Origin of the sequence: Amycolatopsis samaneae (assembly GCF_039541975.1) — a bacterium.
Lineage (GTDB): Bacteria > Actinomycetota > Actinomycetes > Mycobacteriales > Pseudonocardiaceae > Amycolatopsis > Amycolatopsis samaneae.
Map to the genome: position 1 here is coordinate 75,910 of NZ_BAABHG010000005.1, position 20,602 is coordinate 96,511.

Genomic DNA, 20,602 nt, shown 5'->3' on the forward strand with positions numbered 1-20,602 from the left:
ACCGGCTGGGTCAGCGCGAAGCCCGCAGGAACTCCCGGTTCAGGGTGGCGATGCTGGCGAACGGGATGCCCTTCGGGCACGAGGCCACGCATTCGCCGGTGTTGGTACAGCCGCCGAACCCCTCCGCGTCCATCTCCTCGACCATGGCGAGCACCCGCTGCTCCCGTTCGGGCTGTCCCTGCGGCAGCACGTTCAGGTGCGTCACCTTCGCCGAGGTGAACAGCATCGCCGACCCGTTCGGGCAGGCCGCGACGCACGCGCCGCAGCCGATGCAGGTGGCGTTGTCGAAGGCGACCTCGGCGTCCGGCTTGGGGACCGGGGTGGCGTGCGCGTCCGGGGCGCTGCCGGTCGGCGCGGTGACGTAGCCGCCGGCCTGGATGATCCGGTCGAACGCCGAACGGTCCACGACGAGGTCCTTGACCACCGGGAAACCCTTGGCGCGCCAGGGTTCCACATCGATCACGTCGCCGTCGCGGAACGCGCGCATGTGCAGCTGACAGGTGGTGGTCCGCTCCGGGCCGTGCGCGCGCCCGTTGATGACCACGCCGCAGGCGCCGCAGATGCCCTCCCGGCAGTCGTGGTCGAAGGCCACCGGTTCCTCGCCGCGGGTGATCAGCTCCTGGTTGAGGACGTCGAGTACCTCCAGGAAGGACATGTCGGTGCTGACGTCCTCGACGGGGTAGGCGACCATCCGGCCGCGGTCGTCGGGGCCGGACTGGCGCCAGATGCGCAGGGTGATCTTCACGTGTAGCTCCGCTGGGTCGGGTGAACGTGGTCGAAGGTCAGTTCCTCGTGGTGCAGCACGGGTTCACTGCCGTACTCCCACGCGGCGACGTGGCCGAAGCGGGCGTCGTCCCGCAGCGCCTCGCCCTCGGCGGTCTGGTGTTCCTCGCGGAAGTGCCCGCCGCACGACTCCTCGCGCACGAGGGCGTCGAGCAGCATCAGCTCGGCCAGTTCGAGGAAGTCCGCCACGCGGTTGGCCTTCTCCAGTTCCTGGTTGAGCTCGGTGCCGGTGCCGGGGACCCGGACCGAGCGCCAGAACTCCGCCCGCAGTTCCGGTACCCGTTCGAGTGCCTTGCGCAGGCCGCTTTCGGAACGGGACATCCCGCAGTGGTCCCACATGAGCAGGCCCAGTTCGCGGTGGAAGGAGTCGACGGTGCGGGTGCCGCCGACCGACAGCAGCCGGTCGAGCCGCCCGGCTGCCTCGGCCTCGACGGCAGCCACCTCGGGATGCGCCGGGGTGAGGGCCTCGAACGAGGTCCCGCCGAGATAGTCGTTGAGCGTGGCCGGCAGCACGAAGTAGCCGTCCGCCAGTCCCTGCATCAGCGCGGACGCGCCGAGCCGGTTCGCGCCGTGGTCGGAGAAGTTCGCCTCGCCGATCACGAACAGCCCCGGGATCGTGCTCTGCAGGTCGTAGTCCACCCACAGGCCGCCCATCGTGTAGTGGATCGCGGGGTAGATGCGCATCGGGACGCGATAGGGGTCTTCGGCGGTGATCCGCTGGTACATGTCGAAGAGGTTCCCGTAGCGCGCTTCGATCGCGGGCCTGCCGAGGCGGGCGATCGCGTCGGCGAAGTCCAGGTACACGCCCTGCCCGCCCGGCCCGACGCCGAAACCGGCGTCGCAGCGGTTCTTCGCCGCCCGCGACGCGATGTCACGCGGCACGAGGTTGCCGAAGCTGGGGTACATCCGCTCCAGGTAGTAGTCCCGCTCGTCCTCCGGGATCTCGCCCGGCGGCCGGGTGTCGCCCGCGCGCTTCGGCACCCAGATCCGGCCGTCGTTGCGCAGCGACTCGCTCATCAGCGTCAGCTTCGACTGGTGCTCGCCCGACCGCGGGATGCAGGTCGGGTGGATCTGGGTGAAGCACGGGTTCGCGAAGTGGGCGCCCCGCCGGTGGGCCCGCCAGATCGCGCTCGCGTTGGACCCCTTGGCGTTGGTGGACAGGAAGAACACGTTGCCGTAGCCGCCGGTCGCCAGCACGACGGCGTCGGCGAGGTGCGTGGTGATCTCCCCGGTGATCAGGTCCCTGGCGACGACGCCCCGCGCGCGGCCGTCCACGACGACCAGGTCCAGCATCTCCGTGCGGGCGTGCATCTCGACGCTGCCCGCGTCGATCTGCCGTGACAGCGCCTGGTACGCCCCGAGCAGCAGCTGCTGGCCCGTCTGGCCCCTGGCGTAGAACGTGCGCTGGACCTGCACCCCGCCGAACGACCGCGTGTCGAGCAGGCCGCCGTACTCGCGGGCGAACGGCACGCCCTGCGCGACGGCCTGGTCGATGATCTGCGCGGAGATCTCCGCCAATCGGTACACATTGGACTCACGCGAGCGGAAGTCGCCGCCCTTGACCGTGTCGTAGAACAGCCGGTGGACGGAGTCGCCGTCGTTGCGGTAGTTCTTCGCCGCGTTGATGCCGCCCTGCGCGGCCACGGAGTGCGCGCGGCGGGGGGAGTCCTGGAAACAGAACTGCACCACCTGGTAGCCCTGCTCGGCGAGCGTCGCCCCGGCCGAGGCGCCCGCGAGGCCGGTGCCGACCACGATCACCCGGTGCTTGCGCCGGTTGGCCGGGTTCACCAGTTTCGCGGTGAACTTCCTTTCGGCCCAGCGCTTTTCGAGGTCGACGCCGGGCGCCTTGGTGTCGGCGAGCGGAGCGCCGACGGTGTATCGGGACATGGTCACGCCACCAATCCGGTCATCACGCCGATCGGGACGGCGAGGAAGCCGCCGGTGATCACCACGGCCACGACGGTGCCGGTCTTCTTGAGCGCGCCGCCGGTGAAGCCCAGTGTCCGGGCCGCGCTCGCGAAGCCGTGGTGCAGGTGCAGGCCGAGCATGAGCAGCGCGGCGACGTAGATCAGGTTGACCCACCAGACACTGAAGTCGGCGACGACGTTGTGGTAGGGCTGGCCCTCGACGAAGTCGCGGTTGGCCACGCCGACGGTGAGGTCGAGCAGGTGCCACACGACGTAGACCGCCAGGGTCGCACCTCCCCAGCGCATGGTGCCGGGCGCGAACCGCGCGCGGGCGCGCTGGCCGTGCGCGTACCGGACCGGTCTCGCGGCGCGGTCCCGGCGGGACAGCTGGACGGCGGCGGTGACGTGCAGGACGACCGCGACGAGCAGGCCGGCACGCAGGATCCAGAGCAGCACCGAGTACGGCAGCACCGGTTCGCCGAGGGTGCGCAGCCAGGCCGCGTAGTGGTTCATCTCGGCGGGCCCGAGGAAGACCTTCAGGTTGCCCAGCATGTGGGCGAACAGGAACCCCACGAGCGCCAGGCCGGTCACCGCCATGACGGCCTTCTTCCCGATGGTGGAGGCCCAGAACCGGCGGATCGACGTGCGTTTTCGTGGTGGGACAGCGAGATCCGTGGACACCTCCCCGACGCTAGGTCCGGGCCGATCAGAGGGCAAACAGAAGTTGGGTCTCATCAGCAGAGGCTGTGCCTATGATGCTCGGTATGCAGTTCCATCAGCTCGCGTACTTCGTGGCCGTCGCCGAGACCCGGCACTTCACCCGCGCCGCGGAGCGGATGCGGGTCGCCCAGCCCTCGCTCTCGCAACAGGTGCGCGCACTCGAACGCGCCGTCGGGGCGGAGCTTTTCCACCGGATACGGGGAAATCTCTCGCTGACCGAGGCGGGGGAGACGCTGCTGCCCTTCGCCCGGCGCATCCTGGCCGACGCCGAATCGGCCCAGCAGGCCGTGCGGGAGCTGGACGAGCTGGGACGCGGGCGGGTGCGGCTGGGGGCCACCCCGAGCCTGTGCACCGGCCTGCTGCCCGCCCTGCTCGCGGAGTTCCGGTCCGCCTATCCTGGGATCGAGCTCACACTCCACGAGAGCGGTTCACGCGACCTCCAGACCGATTTGTCCGAAGGCGCCCTGGACCTCGCCATCGTCGTCGACTCCCGGCCGCACGAGCGGAGCGGGCTGGCCGCGCGCCCGCTGCTCGTCGAGGAGCTGGTGGTGATCTCCGCGAAGGACCGCCCGGCGCCGGTGCGGCGGGCGCGGATGCGGATCGCCGACCTGGCGGACAAGCCGCTGGTGATGTTCCGTCGCGGCTACGACCTGCGTGACGTCACCGTGCACGCCTGCCGGGACGAGGGGTTCGAGCCGTCGTTCGCGATCGAGGGCGGCGAGATGGACGCGGTGCTGGAGTTCGTCCAGGCGGGGATGGGTATCGCCGTCGTGCCGGGCACCGTGGTCCGGGACCGGTTCCGCGTGACCCGGTTCGCCGAGCCGGGCCTCAGCCGCGTCGTGCGCCTCGCCTACCGCCAGGACGTCGAACCCTCCCGGGCGGTACGGGCGCTGCGCGACGCCGTCACGCGCCACTTCGCCCGTGCCGCCACCCTGCCCCGGGGAACTCAGTCGCTGGTGAAAGCCGGCGATCCGGCTACGCCGACCGGGGGGTGACCGCGGCGACGAGGCGGCGCTCGGCGGTCATGATCGTGCGCAGTACCGGATCGCTGATCAGCACGGTCGGCATGACCCGCATCGGTGAGTCCGGCCGCCAGGACGGCAGCGCGTCCCGCAGCACGTCCCAGGCCTCGCCGGGACGTCCGAGCCGGACGAGTTCGCGGGCCGTGGCGCAGGCCCGGTCGAACGGGCCGGGGTCGGGGACCGGATCGCCGACGAGCGTGGCGGCGAAGGCCTCCCATTCCGCGTCGTACCGGTCGCTCTCGCTGGGTGGCCGTCCCGGCAGCTCGCCGATCCGGGTGGCGTAGCGGGTGAGCGCCTTCGCGAGACCGGCGGTGGGCCGGAGGTGATCGGGCAGCGTCAGCGCCAGGTACATCGGGACGAGATCGCCGCGGAGGTGCTCGTCGTCGATCGCCGCCAGCACGTGGTCGTTGCCGAGCACCCCGTTGCGCAGGGTGCCCTCGTGCCAGTCGTGGGGGAAGGCGAACAGCCGGACCTGCGCGTCCAGATAGGCGGCCGGTGCCGAACCGGCGTCCATGGCCCGGTTCAGGATTTCGTGCGCCGCCGCCACGTCACCGGCCAGTGCCCGGCGGCGGCCCTCGGCGAGCAGCTCTTCGGCGGCCTCCGGATGGGCGGGCCGCCCCTCGTGCGCGCGGAGCCGTTCGAGGGTCGCCCGTTCGTCCTCCAGCAGGGCGGGGAAACCGTCGTGCCGGGTGGGGTCGCTGCCGTCGGCAGGGTGCCACGTGTAGGCGGCCCATTCGCCGCCGGTGTGGTCGGCCGGATCGAGGAACCAGCGGTCGCCGTCCTCGCTTTCGCCGATCCGCAATGCCCGCAGCAGCAACTCGGACAGTTCGTCGGGCTCGTCGCCGCCGGCGAACACACCCCACGCGTCGAGCAGCTCGGCGTCCTTCACCCGCATCCAGTCCAGCTCCGCCACCCGCAGCACCCGCTCGCCGAACGGGCCGGCCTGGAGCAGCCCGTCGGTGGCCCGGTAGAAGGACCGCAGCGACGGCGGAAGCCGGTGGCCCAGTCGGGTTTCGCACTCCTCGATCGCCGCGTCGGTGGCCGGGGGCCGGGTGAGGCCGGTCTCCGGCAGGCCGGCCGCTTCGAGGTCGTCCTCGCTCGCGGTGCCGAACCACTGCTCGGTGTAGCCGGTCAGCCATTCCGGCCACCGAGGCGATGCCGGAGCCGTTTCGGGGACGTCGTCCTCCGGCACCGGTGCCTTGGCGGGCCTTTCCCGCCCCACCAGGAACCCGCGGAGGGTGACGGCGGCTTCGCCGGGCCGGTGGTACCAGCCGAGGAAGCTCGGCGGCGGCTCCGGTCCTTCCAGCGTGTGCAGCCGCAGTGCGCCCAGTTGCAGGTGCGGCGATCCGGCGTTCCCGGTGATCCGCAGCCGGTACCGTTCGCAGGCGCGTGGCCGGGCGACGGTGAACGTCCGCGACGTGAACCGGCCGTCGAAGCGCTCGCCGCCGCGTTCGTCGAGCACGACCCAGCCGTCGTCGTCGAGGCCGAGCAGCTGCCAGTCCCGCGGGTCCCGGTCCGGTGCGTCGTCGGCCGAGTCCAGTTCGTAGCGAAGGACCGTGCGCTCCGCGCTCAGGCGCAGCGCGAGTTCCGCACGCGGGACCGGGGCGAACCACTTCGTGGCCGCCGACCCGTCGACGAGGTTGGCGGCCACCTCACCGGCATCGGGGTGCTCCGCGGTGGCCTGGATGTCGACCACCTTCGCGAGCTGACTGTCCTGTAAGGACGGTGCGAAGGCGGCGTATCCGCCTTCCCCGCCGGAGAACCGCCAGGACAGCCGTACGGGATGGCCCGCCCCGTCGTCCAGCAGCAGGCGCAGGGGATTGTCCGGGTGCTGGGACAACGGCCGGGCGTTGTCCCCCTCGAACACCAGGTAGGCGGCGGGGAGCGCGGGGCCGTCCGTCCCGCCGGGGACCGGTTCGGCGCGCAGCTCCCAGGTCTCACCGTCCGGCGCGCGATGGGACCCGAGGAGTCCCGTCAGGACCAAAGAGGACTCCGCGCCGTCCCCGGTGCGCCAGCCGATCTCGGTCAGCACACCGTCCACACCGGACCGTTCGACGCCGACCGTGAGCAGCCCGGCCGTGACCCAGCCCTCCTCGGCCGCCGCCGGGCGCCGGAACAACCGGTACCGCGAAATGCCAGGACCGCCGGACCGCACCTTCGGAACTCCTCTCGCGGCGCCGTGAGCGAAGACCCCGGCGCGGGTGGTCGACGACCGACGGTAGCGAGGCCGGGCAGTCCTCGACCAGCGCGACGAAGGGGAGTTGCCCGAACGGATACCACCCTTGTCCCGAGTGGACGCGAAGGCTCAGGGCCCGGTGCGTTCTCCGGGAAGGTCCTCCGCCTGCAGCAACGGATTCCCCGCGGTTTCGCGCATCGAGTAGGCGGCGATGAGGCCGACCACGGCGGCGGCCATCAGGTAGGGGCCGGGGACCAGGGTGCTGCCGGTGGCCGAGATCAGGACCGTCATCAGGTAGGGCACGGTGCCCGCGAACAGGGCGGCGGTGACGTTGTACGCGATGGACAGCCCGCCCTGCCGGGTCCGGGTCGGGAAGATCTCGGCGGACCACACCGCGTACGTCCCGAGGATCGCCGCGAGTACGACACCGAGTACGAGCCCGCCGATCCACGTCCCGGCGAGTCCGGCGCGCATCAGCAGGAAGGCGGGGGTGGCGAGGACGAACAGCGCGACGCCCGCGCCGAGCAGGACCGGCCGCCTCCCGACACGGTCGGACAGGCGCCCGAACGCCGGGACCAGCACCAGGCCGACCAGGGAGATGACCGTGGACAGGATCGCGGCGCTGCCGGCGGAGTGGCCGAGGTAGTCGGTCTGGTAGGTGACCAGGTAGGTGAGCACGGCGTAGAACGGGACGTGCATCATCGTCATCAGCCCGGCGGCCTGCAGCAGCTGTTTCCTGTTGTTGCGGAACAGTTCCCGCACCGGGCTGCGGGGCACGTTGTCGGTCGCCTCGAGGGTGCGGTACTCGGGCGTGTCCTCGATCTTGTTGCGGATGACGAAGCCGATGACGCCGAGCGGGGCGGCGATGAGGAACGGGACGCGCCAGCCCCACGAGGCGAGCTGCGCGTCGGAGAGGCCGGTCGACAGCAGGAAGAACACGAACGATCCGGTGAGGAATCCCAGCAGGGAACCGACTTCGAGCCAGCTGACGCCGAATCCCCGGCGGCGGCGCGGCGCGAACTCGGCGAGGAAGCTCGCGGCGCTGCCGAACTCGCCGCCCGCGGCGAAGCCCTGCAACAGCCGCAGGAAGACCAGCAGCAGCGGCGCCGCGATCCCGATCTCCGCGTACCCCGGCAGCAGGCCGATGACCAGCGTCGCGCCGGACATCACGAAGATGACGATCGACAGCGTCCGCTTGCGGCCGATCCGGTCGCCGAGCGGCCCGAACACCAGCGCGCCGATCGGGCGGATGCCGAAGGAGACCGCGAAGACCCCGAACACGGCGAGCAGCCCGGCGGTGGTGTTCCCGGCGGGGAAGAAGACCGTGGCGATGGTGCTCGCGAGGTAGGCGTACGCGGCCCAGTCGAACCAGTGCACGAAGACGCCGACCGCGCCCGCGGCCACGCTCCGGCGCAGCGTCGCGGGGTCGGCGGCGATCTCGGGGAGCTCCCGGCCGGGAGCGGATTCGGGTGCGGTCATGCGGGCCTCCTGGGGCCGGATCTCGTGGGGACGCTAGGAGCGGCCCTCGGGGGTCGCGCGGTCGACACCGGTCCACGCCAGCGCGATCGCGCCGTCGAGCAGCGCGCGTTCGGCGGTGCCGCCGACACAGTGCGCGGCGAACTCCCGCTGGTGGTTGGTCGCGGGGAGGGAACCGATGCCGAGGTACGGATGGATGGCGGGCACGACCTGTGAGACGTTGCCCATGTCGGTGGAGGCGCGGTTCATCCGGGACGCCGTGCCCGCCGGGGCGAACTCGCGGCCGAGCGTGAGCGCGTTGGCACGGTAGGCGTCCAGCGCCGTCTCGTCCGCGCGGAACTCGGCGTAGGGCTTGCTTTCCGGCTCCACGGACAGCTCGCAGCCGGTGGCCAGCGCCCCGGCCTCGAAGGCCCGCATGACCCGTGGCTCCAGCTCGGCCAGCTCCGCGAGTGTCTCGGCGCGGACGTACCAGCGGCCGGTGGCGTGTTCGGGGATCGCGTTGGGCGCGTCCCCGGCATGCGTGACGACCCCGTGCACCCGCGCGGACGCGGGGAGCTGCTGGCGGAGCAGGCCGATCGCGACCTGGGCGACGGTGAACGCGTCGGCGGCGTTGATCCCGGCCTCGGGGTAGGCGGCGGCGTGCGCGGACCTGCCGGTGTAGGAGATCTTCGAGTGGCTGACGGCGAACGGCCGGGCCTCGGCGACGTCGACGGGCGCGGGATGCGCCATCATCGCGAGGTCCACGTCCGCGAAGGCGCCGCGGTCGAGCAGCTCGATCTTCCCGCCGCCGCCTTCTTCGGCCGGGGTGCCGTAAACCTCGACGGTGAGCCCGGCGTCGTCGGCCACGGCGGCGAGTCCGAGTGCCGCGCCGACACTGCTCGCCGCGATCAGGTTGTGGCCGCAGGCGTGGCCGAGGCCGGGCAGCGCGTCGTACTCGGCGCACAGCGCGATCCGTGCCGGCCCGGAGCCGAAGCTCGCGTAGAAGGCGGTGTCCAGGCCGAGGTACCGCGAGGTGACGGCGAACCCGGCGCGGTCGAGCAGTTCCGGGACCGTCGCGGCGGCGCGATGTTCCTCCCAGGCGGTCTCGGGGTCGGCGTGCAGCCGTTCCGAGAGCCGGATCAGTTCTTCGGCGTGCCGGTCGACGTTCGCGCGGGCCGCGTCCTTGAGCGCCGTCATCACGCGTCCCCCGGCACGCCGTAGGAGGGCGCCGAAGCGGGGTCGAGACCCCGGGTGACGTAGTCGTCGCGCTGGGGGAGCCACACGTCGAGCAGTTCGGCGAGCCGGTCGATCGGGTCGTCGGCCCAGTCCACCCGCAGGTCGGTGACCCGCCAGTCCACATCGGACACCACGACGACACCGGCGGAGCGGACCGGACCCTCTTCGCCACCGGCGGCGAGACCGACGCGCATAGCGGCGAGGAGCCGTTCCTCCAGCTCGCCGGTGGCGGCGGTGAAAGCGTCCACCATGGACTGGGGGATGTGCTCGCCCGCCAGCATGTTGCCCGCGGCCACGACACCGTCGGCGGCCGCCGAACCGTGGGTGCCCAGGGTGCGCGATCCGCTGTGGGCGAAGCCGGGGCCGGTGCGGCCGAGCACGGTGAGCTGCCGGTACGCGATGTGCTCGGCGGCACCGGTGACCTCGGCGAGCGCCCGCTCCGGATCACCGTGCTCGGCCAGCCGGTCCAGGAGACGGCCACCGAGCCGGGGGTCGGTGATGTTCTGCGAGGCCGCGGCGCCGACGCCGGGGCGCAGGTGCGCGACGCGGGCGAGGACGGCGGGGCTGGAGGAGCTCGCCGCGATGCCGAATCGCGTGGTACCGCCCGCGTTCTCGCGGGCCACGATCGAAAAGGTCACTTCTTCTCCTCCTCCGGGATCACGGCGATGGCGTCGATCTCGCACAGCCACTCGGGCCGCGCGAGCGCGGACACCACCACTCCGGTCGAGATGGGGTGCACACCCTTGGTCCAGCGCCCGACGACGCGGTAGACCGCTTCGCGGTAGCGCGGGTCGATCAGGTAGATCGTGAGCTTGACCAGGTGCTCCATCCGGCTGCCCGCTTCGTCCAGCAGCATGGCGATGTTCGCCATGGCCCGCTCGGCCTGCGCGGCGGCGTCGCCGATGCCGACCGACTCGCTGGTGTCGAGATCCTGCCCGATCTGGCCGCGGACGTACACGGTGCCGTTAGCGACGACCGCCTGGCACAGGTCGTTGTCGAGCTGCTGCTCGGGGTAGGTGTCGCGGGTGTTGAACGGGCGGATGCGACGGTGGACAGTCACTGCGTGGTCCTTCCCGGAGGCGGTGGCCGGCCGGTTCGGCGGCGCGGTCGCCACAGCCTGACCGCGGCCTCGCCTTCTGTCCAACAGATGTTTCCGGACCAATGAATCTGATTTTCCGATGCACCACTGCATTGGCAGATCAGATCTTGTGCGCCGGAAACATCTGTTGGACACGGACATCAACGGGCCGCCAGGATCCGCTGAGACGCACAGCGGGAGTGGAGGTCTGGGATGTCGAGCCAAGAGGTGGAGGCCCTCGTCGTGGGCGGGGGTCAGGCAGGCCTGGCGATGAGCGAGCATCTGGGCGAGGCCGGGGTGCCGCACCTCGTCCTGGAACGGAAGCGGATCGCCGAGCGCTGGCGGTCGGAGCGGTGGGACTCGCTGGTGGCGAACGGGCCCGCGTGGCACGACCGGTTCCCCGGCCTGGAGTTCCCCGGCCTCGCCCCGGACGCGTTCGCGTCGAAGGACCAGGTCGCGGACTACTTCGAGGCCTACGCGGAGAAGATCGCGGCGCCGGTGCGGACCGGGGTCGAGGTGACCTCGGTGCGGCGGCACGAGGGCAGGCCCGGATTCCGGGTGGAGACCTCGGACGGCACGTACGACACCCGGTTCGTGATCGCCGCGACCGGGCCGTTCCAGCGGCCGGTGATCCCGCCGATCGTGCCCGCCGGCGCCGGCCCCACGCAGCTGCACTCCAGCGCCTACCGGAACCCGGCGCAGCTGCCCGAGGGCGCGGTGCTGGTGGTCGGCGCGGGCTCGTCGGGCGTGCAGATCGCCGAGGAACTCCGCCGGGCCGGCCGGCGCGTCTACCTCTCCGTCGGCCCGCACGACCGTCCCCCTCGCCGGTACCGCGAGCGCGACTTCTGCTGGTGGCTCGGCGTCCTCGGCAAGTGGGACGCGGACACTCCGCCGTCCGGGGCCGAGCACGTCACCATCGCGGTGAGCGGCGCGCGCGGCGGGCACACGGTGGACTTCCGCGCCCTCGCCGGGCTCGGGATCGACCTTGTCGGCATGACCGGCTCGTACGAGGACGGCGTCCTGCGCTTCGCGCCGGACCTCGGGACGAACATCGCCAACGGGGACGCGAACTACCTCGCGCTGCTCGACGAGGCCGACGCCTACGTCGCGCGCAACGGGCTGGACCTGCCGGAGGAGCCGGAGGCCCGCGTGCTGGGGCCGGACCCCGCCGGTGTCACGGACCCGATCCTCGAACTCGATCTCGCCGCCGCCGGGGTCGGCGCGATCGTCTGGGCGACCGGGTTCGCCGTCGACTACAGCTGGCTGCACGGGGACGCGCTGGACGAACACGGCAAACCGCGGCACCGGCGCGGGGTCTCCGCCGAACCGGGGGTGTACTTCCTCGGCCTGCCCTGGCAGGCGCGCCGCGGCTCGAGTTTCATCTGGGGCGTGTGGCACGACGCCAGGTTCGTCGCCGACCACCTCGCGACCCAGCGTGGTTACCTGAGCCGGTGATCCCCGCCGGTCAGCCCGCGTAGCGGTCGCGGCACAGCTCGCGGAACTCCTGAGCCCGCCGGGTGAGCCGGGCCCCGCGCATGGAGGCCACGACGATCTCCAGCGCCGGGACGTCGTCGGTGAGGGTGAGCGGCACGGCCCGCGCCCCGGAGTAGGTGGTCTCGCCCGGCGGGCGCTGGTTGAGCAGCGCGAAGCCGTGGCCGTACGCGACGAGCGCGCGGACGGTCTCGTATCCGGTGGTGCGGTGGCGGATCCGGGGCCGCACGCCCGCGTCGCTCAGGATCGACTGCAGGTACTCGCGGCTGTGCGGGAGATCCAGCAGCACCATGGGTTCCTCCGCGAGGTCCTGGAGTGACACCCGGCGGCTTTTCCGCCGCGCCAGCCGGTGGTCCTCGGCGACGAGGGCATACGGCGGCGCGGTGCCCACGACCTCGCGGTCGATGTCGTCGTCCAGGTCGTAGCCGTACAACAGGGCGAGTTCGGTCTCGCCCGCGCGCAGGGCCGACTTGAGCGCCTGGTGCTCGCCTTCGCGCAGGGAAACGTGGACCTGCGGGTGCCGGCTTTCGAACTCCGCCAGCAGGATGGGCACCCGGAACGGCGCGAGCGTGGCGAAACAGCCGACCGTCAGCGTCCCGACCAGTTCGGTGCCGGACTTCCGCGCCGCCTCCACGAGTTCGGTGCCGTGGGCGAGGAAGTCGAGCACGCTCTTGTAGAACGCCTCGCCCGCCGTGGTCAGGCTGAGTCCCCTGGCGTGGTGGCGCAGCAGGAACTGCACGCCCATCTCCTTCTCCAGCTGTGCGATCGCGGTCGACACCGCGGACTGCGACACCAGCAGTTCCCTCGACGCGGCGGTCATGCTGAGGTGCCGGGCCGCCGCCTCGAAGTAGCGCAGCTGCACGAGGGTGAAGGAGGGCTCGCTCATGGCGACATCCTGCCCCCGGTACCGGCGAAGCTCATCTCCACCTCTCCGCTGCTAGACTGGAATGGTATACCAAACCGTGTTCGGTGGTCCCCGCAGAAAGGTGTCCTCCTTGTTGATCCGTGACGTCCGCCCGTGGGGCGGCGAACGCAGCGACGTCGAGCTGACCGGTGACCGCATCGCCGCGGTCCGCCCGCACGACCCGGCGGCCGTCCCGCCCGCGAAGACGGTCGAGGGCCGCGGCAGGCTGCTGTTCCCGTCCTTCAGCGACGTCCACGTGCATCTCGACTCCACCCGCATCGGCCTGCCGTTCCGGCCGCACACCGGGGCGCCCGGCGTGTGGGGGATGATGCTGAACGACCGCCACAACTGGCGCACCGCCGAGGTACCGCTGCCCGAACGCGTCGCGGGGACCCTGGAGCGGATGATCGCGGGCGGCACCACGCGGGTGCGCAGTTACGCACAGGTCGACGTCGACTGCGGGCTGGAGAAGCTCGAGGCGGTGCTGGCCGCCAAGGAACGGTTCGCCACGCAGGCCGAGGTGCACGTGATGGCCTTCGCGCAGGCCGGGATCCTGCGGGAGCCGGGCACGATCGACCACTTGGACGCCGCGCTGCGGGCGGGCGCCACGGTGATCGGCGGCATCGACCCCTGCACCGTGGACAAGGATCCGAAGGGACACCTGGACGCCGTGTTCGGCCTGGCCGAGAAGCACCAGGCCGAGGTGGACATCCACCTGCACGAGCCCGGTCATCTCGGGGTGTTCTCCACCGACTTGGTGATCGAGCGGGTCAGGGCGCTGGACATGCGGGGCAGGGTGACCATGTCCCACGCCTACGAGCTGGGTTCGATCTCGGAATCGGAGAGCCGCCGGCTCATCGACGCCTTCGCCGAGCTGGACATCGCGATGACCACCGTCGCCCCGCCCGCCGAGGGCCAGCTCTCGCTCGTGGACCTGACCAACGCCGGGGTGCGGGTCGGTCTCGGCGAGGACGGGCAGCGGGACTACTGGAGCCCCTACGGCAACTGCGACATGCTGGACCGGACCTGGCAGCTGGCCTTCACCAACCGGTTCCGCCGCGACGAGCTGATCGAGCTGTCCCTCGCGGTGGCCACCATGGGCGGTGCCGCCGTCATGGACCACGACGTCCCGCGGCTGACCGGCGTCGGCGACCGGCCGGGCCTGCGTGCCGGCGACCGGGCGGACCTGGTGCTCGTCGACGGCGAAACCCCGGCGAGCGCGGTGATGGACCGCGGCACCGACCGCACGGTCCTGCACGACGGCGTCGTGGTGGCCGACCGGCTCGCCGTGCTCCGCCCCTGACCCCCGCAGTCTCACGGCCGCGGTCCGTGGGGGCCTCCTTGAGGGAGCCAGAGTCCCTCAAGGAGGCCCCCACGGACCGACTCACCGGGGGGACATGCTCTGTGTCTACAGAGGACTCAAGTGTCGTCGGCGGGGTGCAGCCGGGTGGCCTCCCGCGCGCCGGTCGCCAGGTGCTCGGCCACCAGCCGCTCGACCCGCGCCACGTCGCGGTCGGCGATGGCGGCGTAGAGCCCCGCGTGCTGCTCGGCGATCGCGGCCAGGTCGTCGTGCTGGCCGAGCAGCCAGCGCAACCGGCTGCGCAGCCCGCGTTCCAGCTCGCCCAGCAACTCGTTCGCCGAGAGCGAGGTGACCACCTCGTGGAAGTCCGCCGCCGCCCGGCGGGCCCGCACCAGATCACCGGCGCGCGCGGCCGCCAGTTCGGTCTCCAGCACCGCGCGCAGCCGGGCCAGCCCGTCCCGCGTCCGGCGCTGGGCGGCGAGCCGGAACGTCAGCGCCTCGAACGCCGCCCGCACCTCGTGCAGGTCGGCCACGTCGGCGGCGGTGAACTCCCGGACCACCGCCCAGGAACGCGGCCGGGGCGTCACCAGTCCCTCGGTCACCAGCGTGCGCAGCGCGTCCCGCACCGGGACCCGGCTCACCCCGATCTCGGTCGCCAGATCCCGTTCCACCAGCTTGCTACCCGGCGGCCGGACGCCGTCCAGGATCTCGTCACGCAGCCACCGGGTCACCCGCTCGGACTCCGAGGCGAAGTCCGCTGCCGGCTCCATGCCGCCCCCTTGTCTCGCCCGAGTCCCGAGATTTAGTATACCAAATACCGGCTACGCCCACGGAGTGGCACGCATGATTGGCCACGGCACCGGAGCCGTCCTATGGTCGGAGCGCCGACCGAGGAGGCGCGATGGCCGCACGCACGAAGTACGTCCTGGACGAGGCCGATCTCCCCGACCGGTGGTACAACATCGTCCCCGACCTTCCCGAGCCGCCACCGCCGCCGCTGCACCCGGGCACCCGCGAGCCGATCGGGCCGGAGGATCTCGCGCCGCTGTTCCCGCGGGCGCTCATCGCCCAGGAGGTCACCGGCGAGTCGTACGTCGAGATCCCGGAGGAGGTCCGGGAGGTCTACCGGCTCTGGCGGCCTTCGCCGTTGTACCGCGCGCGACGGCTGGAGAAGGCCCTCGGCACTCCCGCTCGCCTCTACTACAAGTACGAGGGGGTCAGCCCGGTCGGCTCGCACAAGCCGAACACCGCGGTGCCGCAGGCGTTCTACAACGCGGCCGAAGGCGTCACGAGGCTGACCACCGAGACCGGCGCCGGTCAGTGGGGCAGCGCGCTGGCGTTCGCGTGCGCGCAGTTCGGGCTGGACTGCGAGGTGTGGCAGGTTCGCGCGTCCTACGACCAGAAGCCCTATCGCAAGCTGATGATGGAGACCTTCGGCGCGACGGTGCACCCGAGCCCCTCGGAGCTGACCGCGTCCGGCAGGGCGATACTGGCCGCCGATCCGCGCTCGCCCGGCAGCCTGGGGATCGCGATCAGCGAGGCGGTGGAGCAGGCGGCCGCGGACCCCTCGGCACGGTACGCGCTCGGCAGCGTGCTCAACCACGTGCTGCTGCACCAGACGGTGATCGGCGAGGAGGCGCTGCGGCAGTTCGCGCTGGCGGGGGACACCCCGGACCTGATCGTCGGGTGTACCGGCGGCGGCTCGAACTTCGGCGGCCTCGCTTTCCCGTTCCTGCGGGAGAAACTCGCCGGGCGGATGAATCCGGTGATCCGCGCGGTCGAGCCGGCGGCGTGCCCGTCGCTGACGCGCGGGACCTACGCCTACGACTTCGGGGACACCGCGGGACTGACCCCGCTGCTGAAGATGCACACGCTGGGCCACGAATTCGTGCCCGACCCGATCCACGCCGGCGGGCTGCGGTATCACGGGATGTCGCCGCTGCTCTCGCACATTTTCGAGCTGGGCCTGTTCGAGGCGGTCGCGATCGGGCAGCGAGAGTGTTTCGCGGCGGGAGTGCGTTTCGCGCGGGCCGAGGGCATCATCCCGGCGCCGGAACCGACGCACGCCCTGGCGGCCTGCGTGCGGGAAGCGTTGCGGTGCAAGGAAACCGGGGAGGAGAAGGCGATCCTCACGGCGCTGTGCGGGCACGCGCACCTGGACCTGCCCGCGTACGGCGCGTATCTGGTGGGGGAGATGACCGATCACGACCTCTCGGAGGAGGCGCTGACCGCGGCGCTGGCGACACTGCCGTGAGCGAATCCGCGCGCTCACGGCCCCGGACGTTTTCGTGGACCGGATCGGCCGTCGCGCATACGCAGGATCAAGGCGACCGCGTCCTCGGAGTGGCCCGCCGGAGTCAGCACCTCCTGTAAGAGCAGACCCCGGATCGCGGCGACGGCGACGGTCGCCATGGTCAGCGCTTCCGCGGCGCCGCGCCCCTCGCGCTCCGCGAGCGAGGCCAGCATCCTGGTCAGATCGTCGAGCGAGTCGATGAACTCGCGAAAGTCCTCCGGGCTGTACGCGGCCAATCCCGCGACGTGAAAGAAGCCGCGGACACGCGACAACTGCTCCGGGCGGGTGTAGGTCCGCCAGATCGCCATGACGAGTTCGTCGAAGGTGCCCTGCCGGGCGGCTTCGAAAAGTGCCTCGTTGTCCCGGGATCGCTGTGCCTCGAGCATGGCCGCCAAGACGCCGGGGAGTGACCCGAAGTGGTAGCGCAGGAGCGCGTGGCTGGTCCCGGCGCGGGCGGCGATCTCACGAAGCGACACTTCCGGTGCGGGAAGGTCCTCGCCGAAGGCGTCGAGGAGCCGGGTGAGGAGACGCTCGCGCGCGTCGCCGGTGCGTTCCGTGCTTGACAGGCTCACTCCCACAGTTTATCCATTGGAAAAGACCGGCGCCAACGCCGTCCTCGTTCTCCTGGCCGGCCGAATTGTGAAGGACCTCCGATGAGCACCATGTGGCAGGGCTGCCTCGCCGACACCGACTACTTCGAGACGCGGTCCGGCGGTGGGCGCGACTACGGCGTCTGGGTCACCACACCACCGGGCTACGACCCCGCCACGACGCGAGCGCCGGTCGTGTACGTGCTCGACGGCAACTGGGCCGTGGGCCTGACGGCTCCGCTCATCGTGACCCAGCTCGATCCCCTGCGGCCGATCCAGCCCTACATCCAGGTCAGCGTCGGCTACGCGGGTGCGGAAGCACAACACTGGGACCGGCTCCGCAACAGGGACCTCGTCCCGCCCGGCGAGCCCATCGCCAAGGAACTCGTCGACGCGGTGGAGATGGGCCTTCGATCGGGCACCAGGACCCGCGAGGAAGCCGACGCCTACCTCGCCGAACTCCGTGACACCCAGGCCGACGCGTTCCTGGGTTTCCTCACCGCGGAACTGCATCCGCGGATCGAACGCGACTACGGCACGGCCACGAGCGGTCACGGCCTCTTCGGCTACTCCTACGGCGGCCTTTTCGGTCTCTACGCCTGGCTCAGCGGCAGCACGCTCTTCGAAAGCATAGGAGCGGGCAGCCCCGGCGTCGCCGGCGAAGACAGCCAAATCTTCGTCATGCTCCAAGAGCTGGGTGACCGCCCGCCCGCCGCCAGGCTTCACGTGACCGTCAACGACCAAGAGCTTCTCGGGGACCTGGCCATTTACCAAGGCCTCGCGAAGAACACGGCGACCGTCCTGCACCGCCTCACCTCCCGCGGCGCGGCCGTCACCAGCGCGGTCCTGCGCGAAACGCACGTGACCGGCCTGCAGGCCTCGTTCCTCAGCTACCTCAGGACCTGCCGGGCCCGGTGACCGCGAACGCCGCGGCCGCCCGGAGGTGACGGCGGTTTTCGGCGTGGCGATCTTCCGGGTTCCTCGTCCCGGATTCCGGTGATCGCCGCGCGGGCACTCGCGGAAACGGTTGCGGTAACAGTGATCCCGGTGGGATTGTCGGTTTCGTTCCGAAGGGGAGTAGCCCGCGAGTCCACTGTCGACACACCGAGAACCCGTTCTCCGGTGGTGGCACCCAGAACCGTTGGGTGGGCGAGACCTTCGGCCAGTTGATCGTGCCTGGCCGAGACCCCCTGGACGTCGCGGCGAGGCAGTCGCGCGTCCGGGAAGGGACCCCGCCTCGTGTTCGTCAAGCTGCTCCGCCCGATCGGGCTGTGCGCCGCGCTCACCGTGCCCGCGCTCGTCCTCCGCCTCACCGGCGCCGCGCCGAGCCCGTTGCTGGGGCTGGCGCTGTTCGGCACGGCCGTGGTCGCCGCGTCCTTCGTCCTGGCCTGGGCCGCCGAGGCCGCGCAGGTCGACATCTCCGGCGGGCTGGCGATCGCGATCCTCGCCGTGATCGCGGTGCTGCCGGAGTACGCGGTCGACCTGTACTTCGCCTACACCGCGGGGTCGGACCCCGCCTACGTCGCCTACGCCGCGGCCAACATGACCGGGTCCAACCGGCTCCTGCTCGGGCTCGGCTGGTCGCTCGTGGTGCTGATCGGTCTCGCGATAGCCCGGGGACGGACCGGGAAGACGGTGCGCGAGCTGACCCTGGACTCGCCCTACCGCGTGGAACTCGGTTTCCTCGCGATCGCCTCCGTCGTGGCCTTCGTCATCCCGGTCACCGGGCAGCTTTCCCTGCTGCTCGGGTGCGCGCTGCTCGGGTTCTTCGGCTTCTACCTCTGGAAGGTTTCGCGCGCCGAAGCCGGCGAGCCCGAGCTCGCCGGGCCCGCGGCGAGGATCGGCGCGCTCCCGGCGCGGCCCCGGCGGATCCTGGTGGTGACGTTGTTCCTGTTCGCCGCGGCGGTCATCCTCGCCTGCGCCGAACCGTTCGCGCACAACCTGATCACCGCCGGCACACAGCTGGGCGTCGACCGGTTCCTGCTCGTGCAGTGGCTCGCCCCGCTCGCGTCGGAGGCCCCGGAGTTCATCGTGGCGATCCTGTTCGCGGTGCGAGGCAAGGGCGCGGACGCGATCGGCACGCTGATCTCCAGCAAGGTCAACCAGTGGACGCTGCTGGTCGGCAGCCTGCCGATCGCGTACCTGTTCGGAGGTGGCGGCGCCGCGCTGCGCCTGGACGCCCGGCAGATCGAGGAGTTCCTGCTGACCGCGACGCAGACCCTGCTCGGCGTCACCGCCCTGCTGGCGCTGCGTTTCCCCCGCTGGGCCGCCTGGTCGCTGCTCGGCCTGTTCGCCGCCCAGTTCGCGCTGCCGGGCCAGACCGCCCGCTACGTCCTTTGCGGTGTCTACGCGCTTCTCGCTGCCGCCGCCCTGATCCGCAACCGCCGTCATGTCCTGCCGACCCTCGCCGCCCCGTTCCGGCGCCGTCCCGGGACTCCTGGCCCTGAAGTCCACATCGGACGGTGGCCCGAGACCTCCGGTACCCGCCGATGAGCGGTTCGGCCTGTGGGGACCCGTCGCCCGCGACGACCACACCGCCCGCGGTGGGGTAGCCCTACCGGAACAGCCGGTCGCCGGGGTTGGCCATGCGGTGGGTGGCGCCGTGCCTGCTCACCCAGTCGCGGACCGCGGCGACGGACTGGGCGCACTGCCAGCTGTCGTTGTACTCGGTCACCTGGTTCTTGGCCCAGCCGGCGATGATGCCGTTGACACCCGCTTCGCCCAGGAGTTTGTCGACGTACCACGGGTCGTTGTAGTCGGTCGTCCACGAGAACGTCGCCGCGAGCGCGCCGGAGTCGCGGTACCGGGCGGCCTTCTTCAGTTCCGAGCAGGTGTAGTAGGTGGGTTCGGCGCAGTTGCCGAAGCCGTTCCTGATGTCGGAATCGCCGTAGTCCATCGCCCGGCGGCCGTTCGGCAGTCCCGCCCCGTGCCTGGCGTAGACGGCCTGCGCGGTCGCGAGCGATCCGGTGGTGGTGATGCCTTCGAGGCCACCGAGCCTGCCCTGCAGGCTCTGCCAGCCGCGTCCGCCGACGTCCGGGGTGCTGCCGCCGTGGTACTCGTAGAACCCGTAGAGCACCTGGATGCCCGCCGCCGTCAGCTTCTGCGCCTTGTCGCGCAGGCCGGCGACACTGCACGCGCGGTTGGGCTGCTCCCCGCAGTAGTTGGGGTCCTTGATGTCCAGCCAGACCAGGGACAGCCGTCGTCCCGCCCGCGCCTCGGACACGATGAGGTCGAACACGCTGTCGACGCTGGGCCCGTAGCGGGTGTTCCCGGCCGAGGAGCAGTCGTGGTACGCGCGCCACTCGTTCGGCTGCCACCAGGAGCAGACGTCCACCTCGATGGCGTTGGCCCCGTGCTTGATCGCGGCGCCTACCCCGGCCAGGGTGTCGACGCGGTGCGCGATGACGTACACCGGTCGTTGCCCGGCGGCCGCGGCCGGGGGAGCGGCGGTCCCGGTGGCCGCGCAGAGGAGGGCCGCGGCGACGGCCGCCACCCGGGAGTCCGGCCGACGTCGTTCCCGCTTGTTCATCCGGACATCGCCTCCGTAGTCGCGAAACTCCGCTGAGTCAAGTCCTTCGAATTCCCCAGCTTCCGGGGAGGAGGCGGGGAAAACCAGCCTCCGGCACCGGACTCTGCCCGAACCTCGC

At 71.5% G+C, this 20,602-nt stretch carries 18 protein-coding genes; 6 read left to right on the forward strand and 12 right to left on the reverse strand.

The window, feature by feature from the left end; translation table 11 throughout:
* Positions 1 to 10: 10 nt before the first annotated feature.
* Genes ABD987_RS13950 through ABD987_RS13960 form a run of 3 tightly spaced genes read right to left on the reverse strand, consistent with a single transcriptional unit; the run spans position 11 to position 3,371 of the window.
* On the reverse strand, positions 11 to 745 hold the full coding sequence (locus tag ABD987_RS13950; RefSeq protein ID WP_345391865.1) for a succinate dehydrogenase/fumarate reductase iron-sulfur subunit: 735 nt from the start codon (positions 743 to 745) through the stop codon (positions 11 to 13).
* Positions 742 to 2,670 carry a fumarate reductase/succinate dehydrogenase flavoprotein subunit gene (locus ABD987_RS13955; protein WP_345393363.1) on the reverse strand — a complete coding sequence of 643 codons (1,929 nt, stop codon included), beginning with the start codon at positions 2,668 to 2,670 and terminating at the stop codon, positions 742 to 744. The genes ABD987_RS13950 and ABD987_RS13955 overlap by 4 nt, the downstream gene beginning before the upstream one ends.
* A gap of 2 nt (positions 2,671 to 2,672) precedes the next feature.
* Entirely contained in the window at positions 2,673 to 3,371 is a 699-nt protein-coding gene (locus ABD987_RS13960; RefSeq protein ID WP_345391868.1) for a succinate dehydrogenase cytochrome b subunit, read from the reverse strand.
* 83 nt (positions 3,372 to 3,454) lie between these two features.
* Between ABD987_RS13960 and ABD987_RS13965 the strand changes: the two genes are divergently transcribed.
* Positions 3,455 to 4,405: a LysR family transcriptional regulator gene (locus tag ABD987_RS13965; protein WP_345391871.1), complete on the forward strand. Its 951-nt coding sequence runs from the start codon at positions 3,455 to 3,457 to the stop codon at positions 4,403 to 4,405.
* On the opposite strand, the gene ABD987_RS13970 is transcribed toward ABD987_RS13965, so the two are convergent.
* From ABD987_RS13970 to ABD987_RS13990, 5 genes are all read right to left on the reverse strand, one after another.
* The gene (locus ABD987_RS13970) at positions 4,386 to 6,587 is read right to left on the reverse strand and encodes an SMI1/KNR4 family protein (protein ID WP_345391874.1); all 2,202 of its coding nucleotides are present in this window, start codon (positions 6,585 to 6,587) and stop codon (positions 4,386 to 4,388) included. The genes ABD987_RS13965 and ABD987_RS13970 overlap by 20 nt on opposite strands.
* 150 nt (positions 6,588 to 6,737) lie before the next feature.
* Positions 6,738 to 8,087 carry an MFS transporter gene (locus ABD987_RS13975; protein ID WP_345391877.1) on the reverse strand — a complete coding sequence of 450 codons (1,350 nt, stop codon included), beginning with the start codon at positions 8,085 to 8,087 and terminating at the stop codon, positions 6,738 to 6,740.
* Between the two features lie 33 nt (positions 8,088 to 8,120).
* On the reverse strand, positions 8,121 to 9,260 hold the full coding sequence (locus ABD987_RS13980) for a M20 family metallopeptidase (protein WP_345391880.1): 1,140 nt from the start codon (positions 9,258 to 9,260) through the stop codon (positions 8,121 to 8,123).
* Positions 9,260 to 9,937 carry a DUF1028 domain-containing protein gene (locus tag ABD987_RS13985; protein ID WP_345391883.1) on the reverse strand — a complete coding sequence of 226 codons (678 nt, stop codon included), beginning with the start codon at positions 9,935 to 9,937 and terminating at the stop codon, positions 9,260 to 9,262. The genes ABD987_RS13980 and ABD987_RS13985 overlap by 1 nt, the downstream gene beginning before the upstream one ends.
* Entirely contained in the window at positions 9,934 to 10,359 is a 426-nt protein-coding gene (locus tag ABD987_RS13990) for a RidA family protein (protein ID WP_345391886.1), read from the reverse strand. Before ABD987_RS13990 ends, ABD987_RS13985 begins: the two co-directional genes overlap by 4 nt.
* Positions 10,360 to 10,590: 231 nt before the next feature.
* Between ABD987_RS13990 and ABD987_RS13995 the strand changes: the two genes are divergently transcribed.
* On the forward strand, positions 10,591 to 11,832 hold the full coding sequence (locus ABD987_RS13995) for a flavin-containing monooxygenase (protein WP_345391889.1): 1,242 nt from the start codon (positions 10,591 to 10,593) through the stop codon (positions 11,830 to 11,832).
* A 10-nt stretch (positions 11,833 to 11,842) separates the two neighbouring features.
* On the opposite strand, the gene ABD987_RS14000 is transcribed toward ABD987_RS13995, so the two are convergent.
* The gene (locus ABD987_RS14000) at positions 11,843 to 12,754 is read right to left on the reverse strand and encodes a LysR substrate-binding domain-containing protein (RefSeq protein WP_345391892.1); all 912 of its coding nucleotides are present in this window, start codon (positions 12,752 to 12,754) and stop codon (positions 11,843 to 11,845) included.
* Positions 12,755 to 12,863: 109 nt separating this feature from the next.
* Here ABD987_RS14000 and ABD987_RS14005 point away from each other — a divergent pair, with 109 nt between their 5' ends.
* Positions 12,864 to 14,075 (forward strand): amidohydrolase family protein, encoded by a 1,212-nt coding sequence (locus tag ABD987_RS14005; RefSeq protein ID WP_378214033.1) that lies wholly within the window; start codon positions 12,864 to 12,866, stop codon positions 14,073 to 14,075.
* Between the two features lie 116 nt (positions 14,076 to 14,191).
* Here ABD987_RS14005 and ABD987_RS14010 read toward each other — a convergent pair whose 3' ends face one another.
* Positions 14,192 to 14,842 carry a GntR family transcriptional regulator gene (locus ABD987_RS14010; RefSeq protein WP_345391898.1) on the reverse strand — a complete coding sequence of 217 codons (651 nt, stop codon included), beginning with the start codon at positions 14,840 to 14,842 and terminating at the stop codon, positions 14,192 to 14,194.
* 131 nt (positions 14,843 to 14,973) lie between these two features.
* Between ABD987_RS14010 and ABD987_RS14015 the strand changes: the two genes are divergently transcribed.
* Entirely contained in the window at positions 14,974 to 16,326 is a 1,353-nt protein-coding gene (locus tag ABD987_RS14015; protein ID WP_345391901.1) for a TrpB-like pyridoxal phosphate-dependent enzyme, read from the forward strand.
* A 14-nt stretch (positions 16,327 to 16,340) separates the two neighbouring features.
* Here ABD987_RS14015 and ABD987_RS14020 read toward each other — a convergent pair whose 3' ends face one another.
* Positions 16,341 to 16,937 (reverse strand): TetR/AcrR family transcriptional regulator, encoded by a 597-nt coding sequence (locus ABD987_RS14020; protein ID WP_345391904.1) that lies wholly within the window; start codon positions 16,935 to 16,937, stop codon positions 16,341 to 16,343.
* Between the two features lie 81 nt (positions 16,938 to 17,018).
* Between ABD987_RS14020 and ABD987_RS14025 the strand changes: the two genes are divergently transcribed.
* Positions 17,019 to 17,873 carry an alpha/beta hydrolase gene (locus ABD987_RS14025; RefSeq protein WP_345391907.1) on the forward strand — a complete coding sequence of 285 codons (855 nt, stop codon included), beginning with the start codon at positions 17,019 to 17,021 and terminating at the stop codon, positions 17,871 to 17,873.
* A 321-nt stretch (positions 17,874 to 18,194) separates the two neighbouring features.
* Positions 18,195 to 19,448, forward strand: coding sequence for a sodium:proton exchanger (locus ABD987_RS14030; RefSeq protein WP_345391910.1), 1,254 nt, complete (start codon positions 18,195 to 18,197; stop codon positions 19,446 to 19,448).
* 61 nt (positions 19,449 to 19,509) lie between these two features.
* Here the strand turns inward: ABD987_RS14030 and ABD987_RS14035 are convergent, their stop codons facing one another.
* Entirely contained in the window at positions 19,510 to 20,484 is a 975-nt protein-coding gene (locus ABD987_RS14035) for a PI-PLC domain-containing protein (protein ID WP_345391913.1), read from the reverse strand.
* Positions 20,485 to 20,602 lie beyond the last annotated feature (118 nt).

Bases quoted from the DNA above. Each gene is read 5' to 3' on its own strand.
- ABD987_RS14000 (WP_345391892.1), bottom strand. From the start codon at position 12,754: ATGAGCGAGCCCTCCTTCACCCTCGTGCAGCTGCGCTACTTCGAGGCG.
- ABD987_RS13975 (WP_345391877.1), bottom strand. From the start codon at position 8,087: ATGACCGCACCCGAATCCGCTCCCGGCCGGGAGCTCCCCGAGATCGCC.
- ABD987_RS14025 (WP_345391907.1), top strand. From the start codon at position 17,019: ATGAGCACCATGTGGCAGGGCTGCCTCGCCGACACCGACTACTTCGAG.
- ABD987_RS13995 (WP_345391889.1), top strand. From the start codon at position 10,591: ATGTCGAGCCAAGAGGTGGAGGCCCTCGTCGTGGGCGGGGGTCAGGCA.
- ABD987_RS13965 (WP_345391871.1), top strand. From the start codon at position 3,455: ATGCAGTTCCATCAGCTCGCGTACTTCGTGGCCGTCGCCGAGACCCGG.
- ABD987_RS14015 (WP_345391901.1), top strand. From the start codon at position 14,974: ATGGCCGCACGCACGAAGTACGTCCTGGACGAGGCCGATCTCCCCGAC.
- ABD987_RS13980 (WP_345391880.1), bottom strand. From the start codon at position 9,260: ATGACGGCGCTCAAGGACGCGGCCCGCGCGAACGTCGACCGGCACGCC.
- ABD987_RS14010 (WP_345391898.1), bottom strand. From the start codon at position 14,842: ATGGAGCCGGCAGCGGACTTCGCCTCGGAGTCCGAGCGGGTGACCCGG.
- ABD987_RS14035 (WP_345391913.1), bottom strand. From the start codon at position 20,484: ATGAACAAGCGGGAACGACGTCGGCCGGACTCCCGGGTGGCGGCCGTC.
- ABD987_RS13955 (WP_345393363.1), bottom strand. From the start codon at position 2,670: ATGTCCCGATACACCGTCGGCGCTCCGCTCGCCGACACCAAGGCGCCC.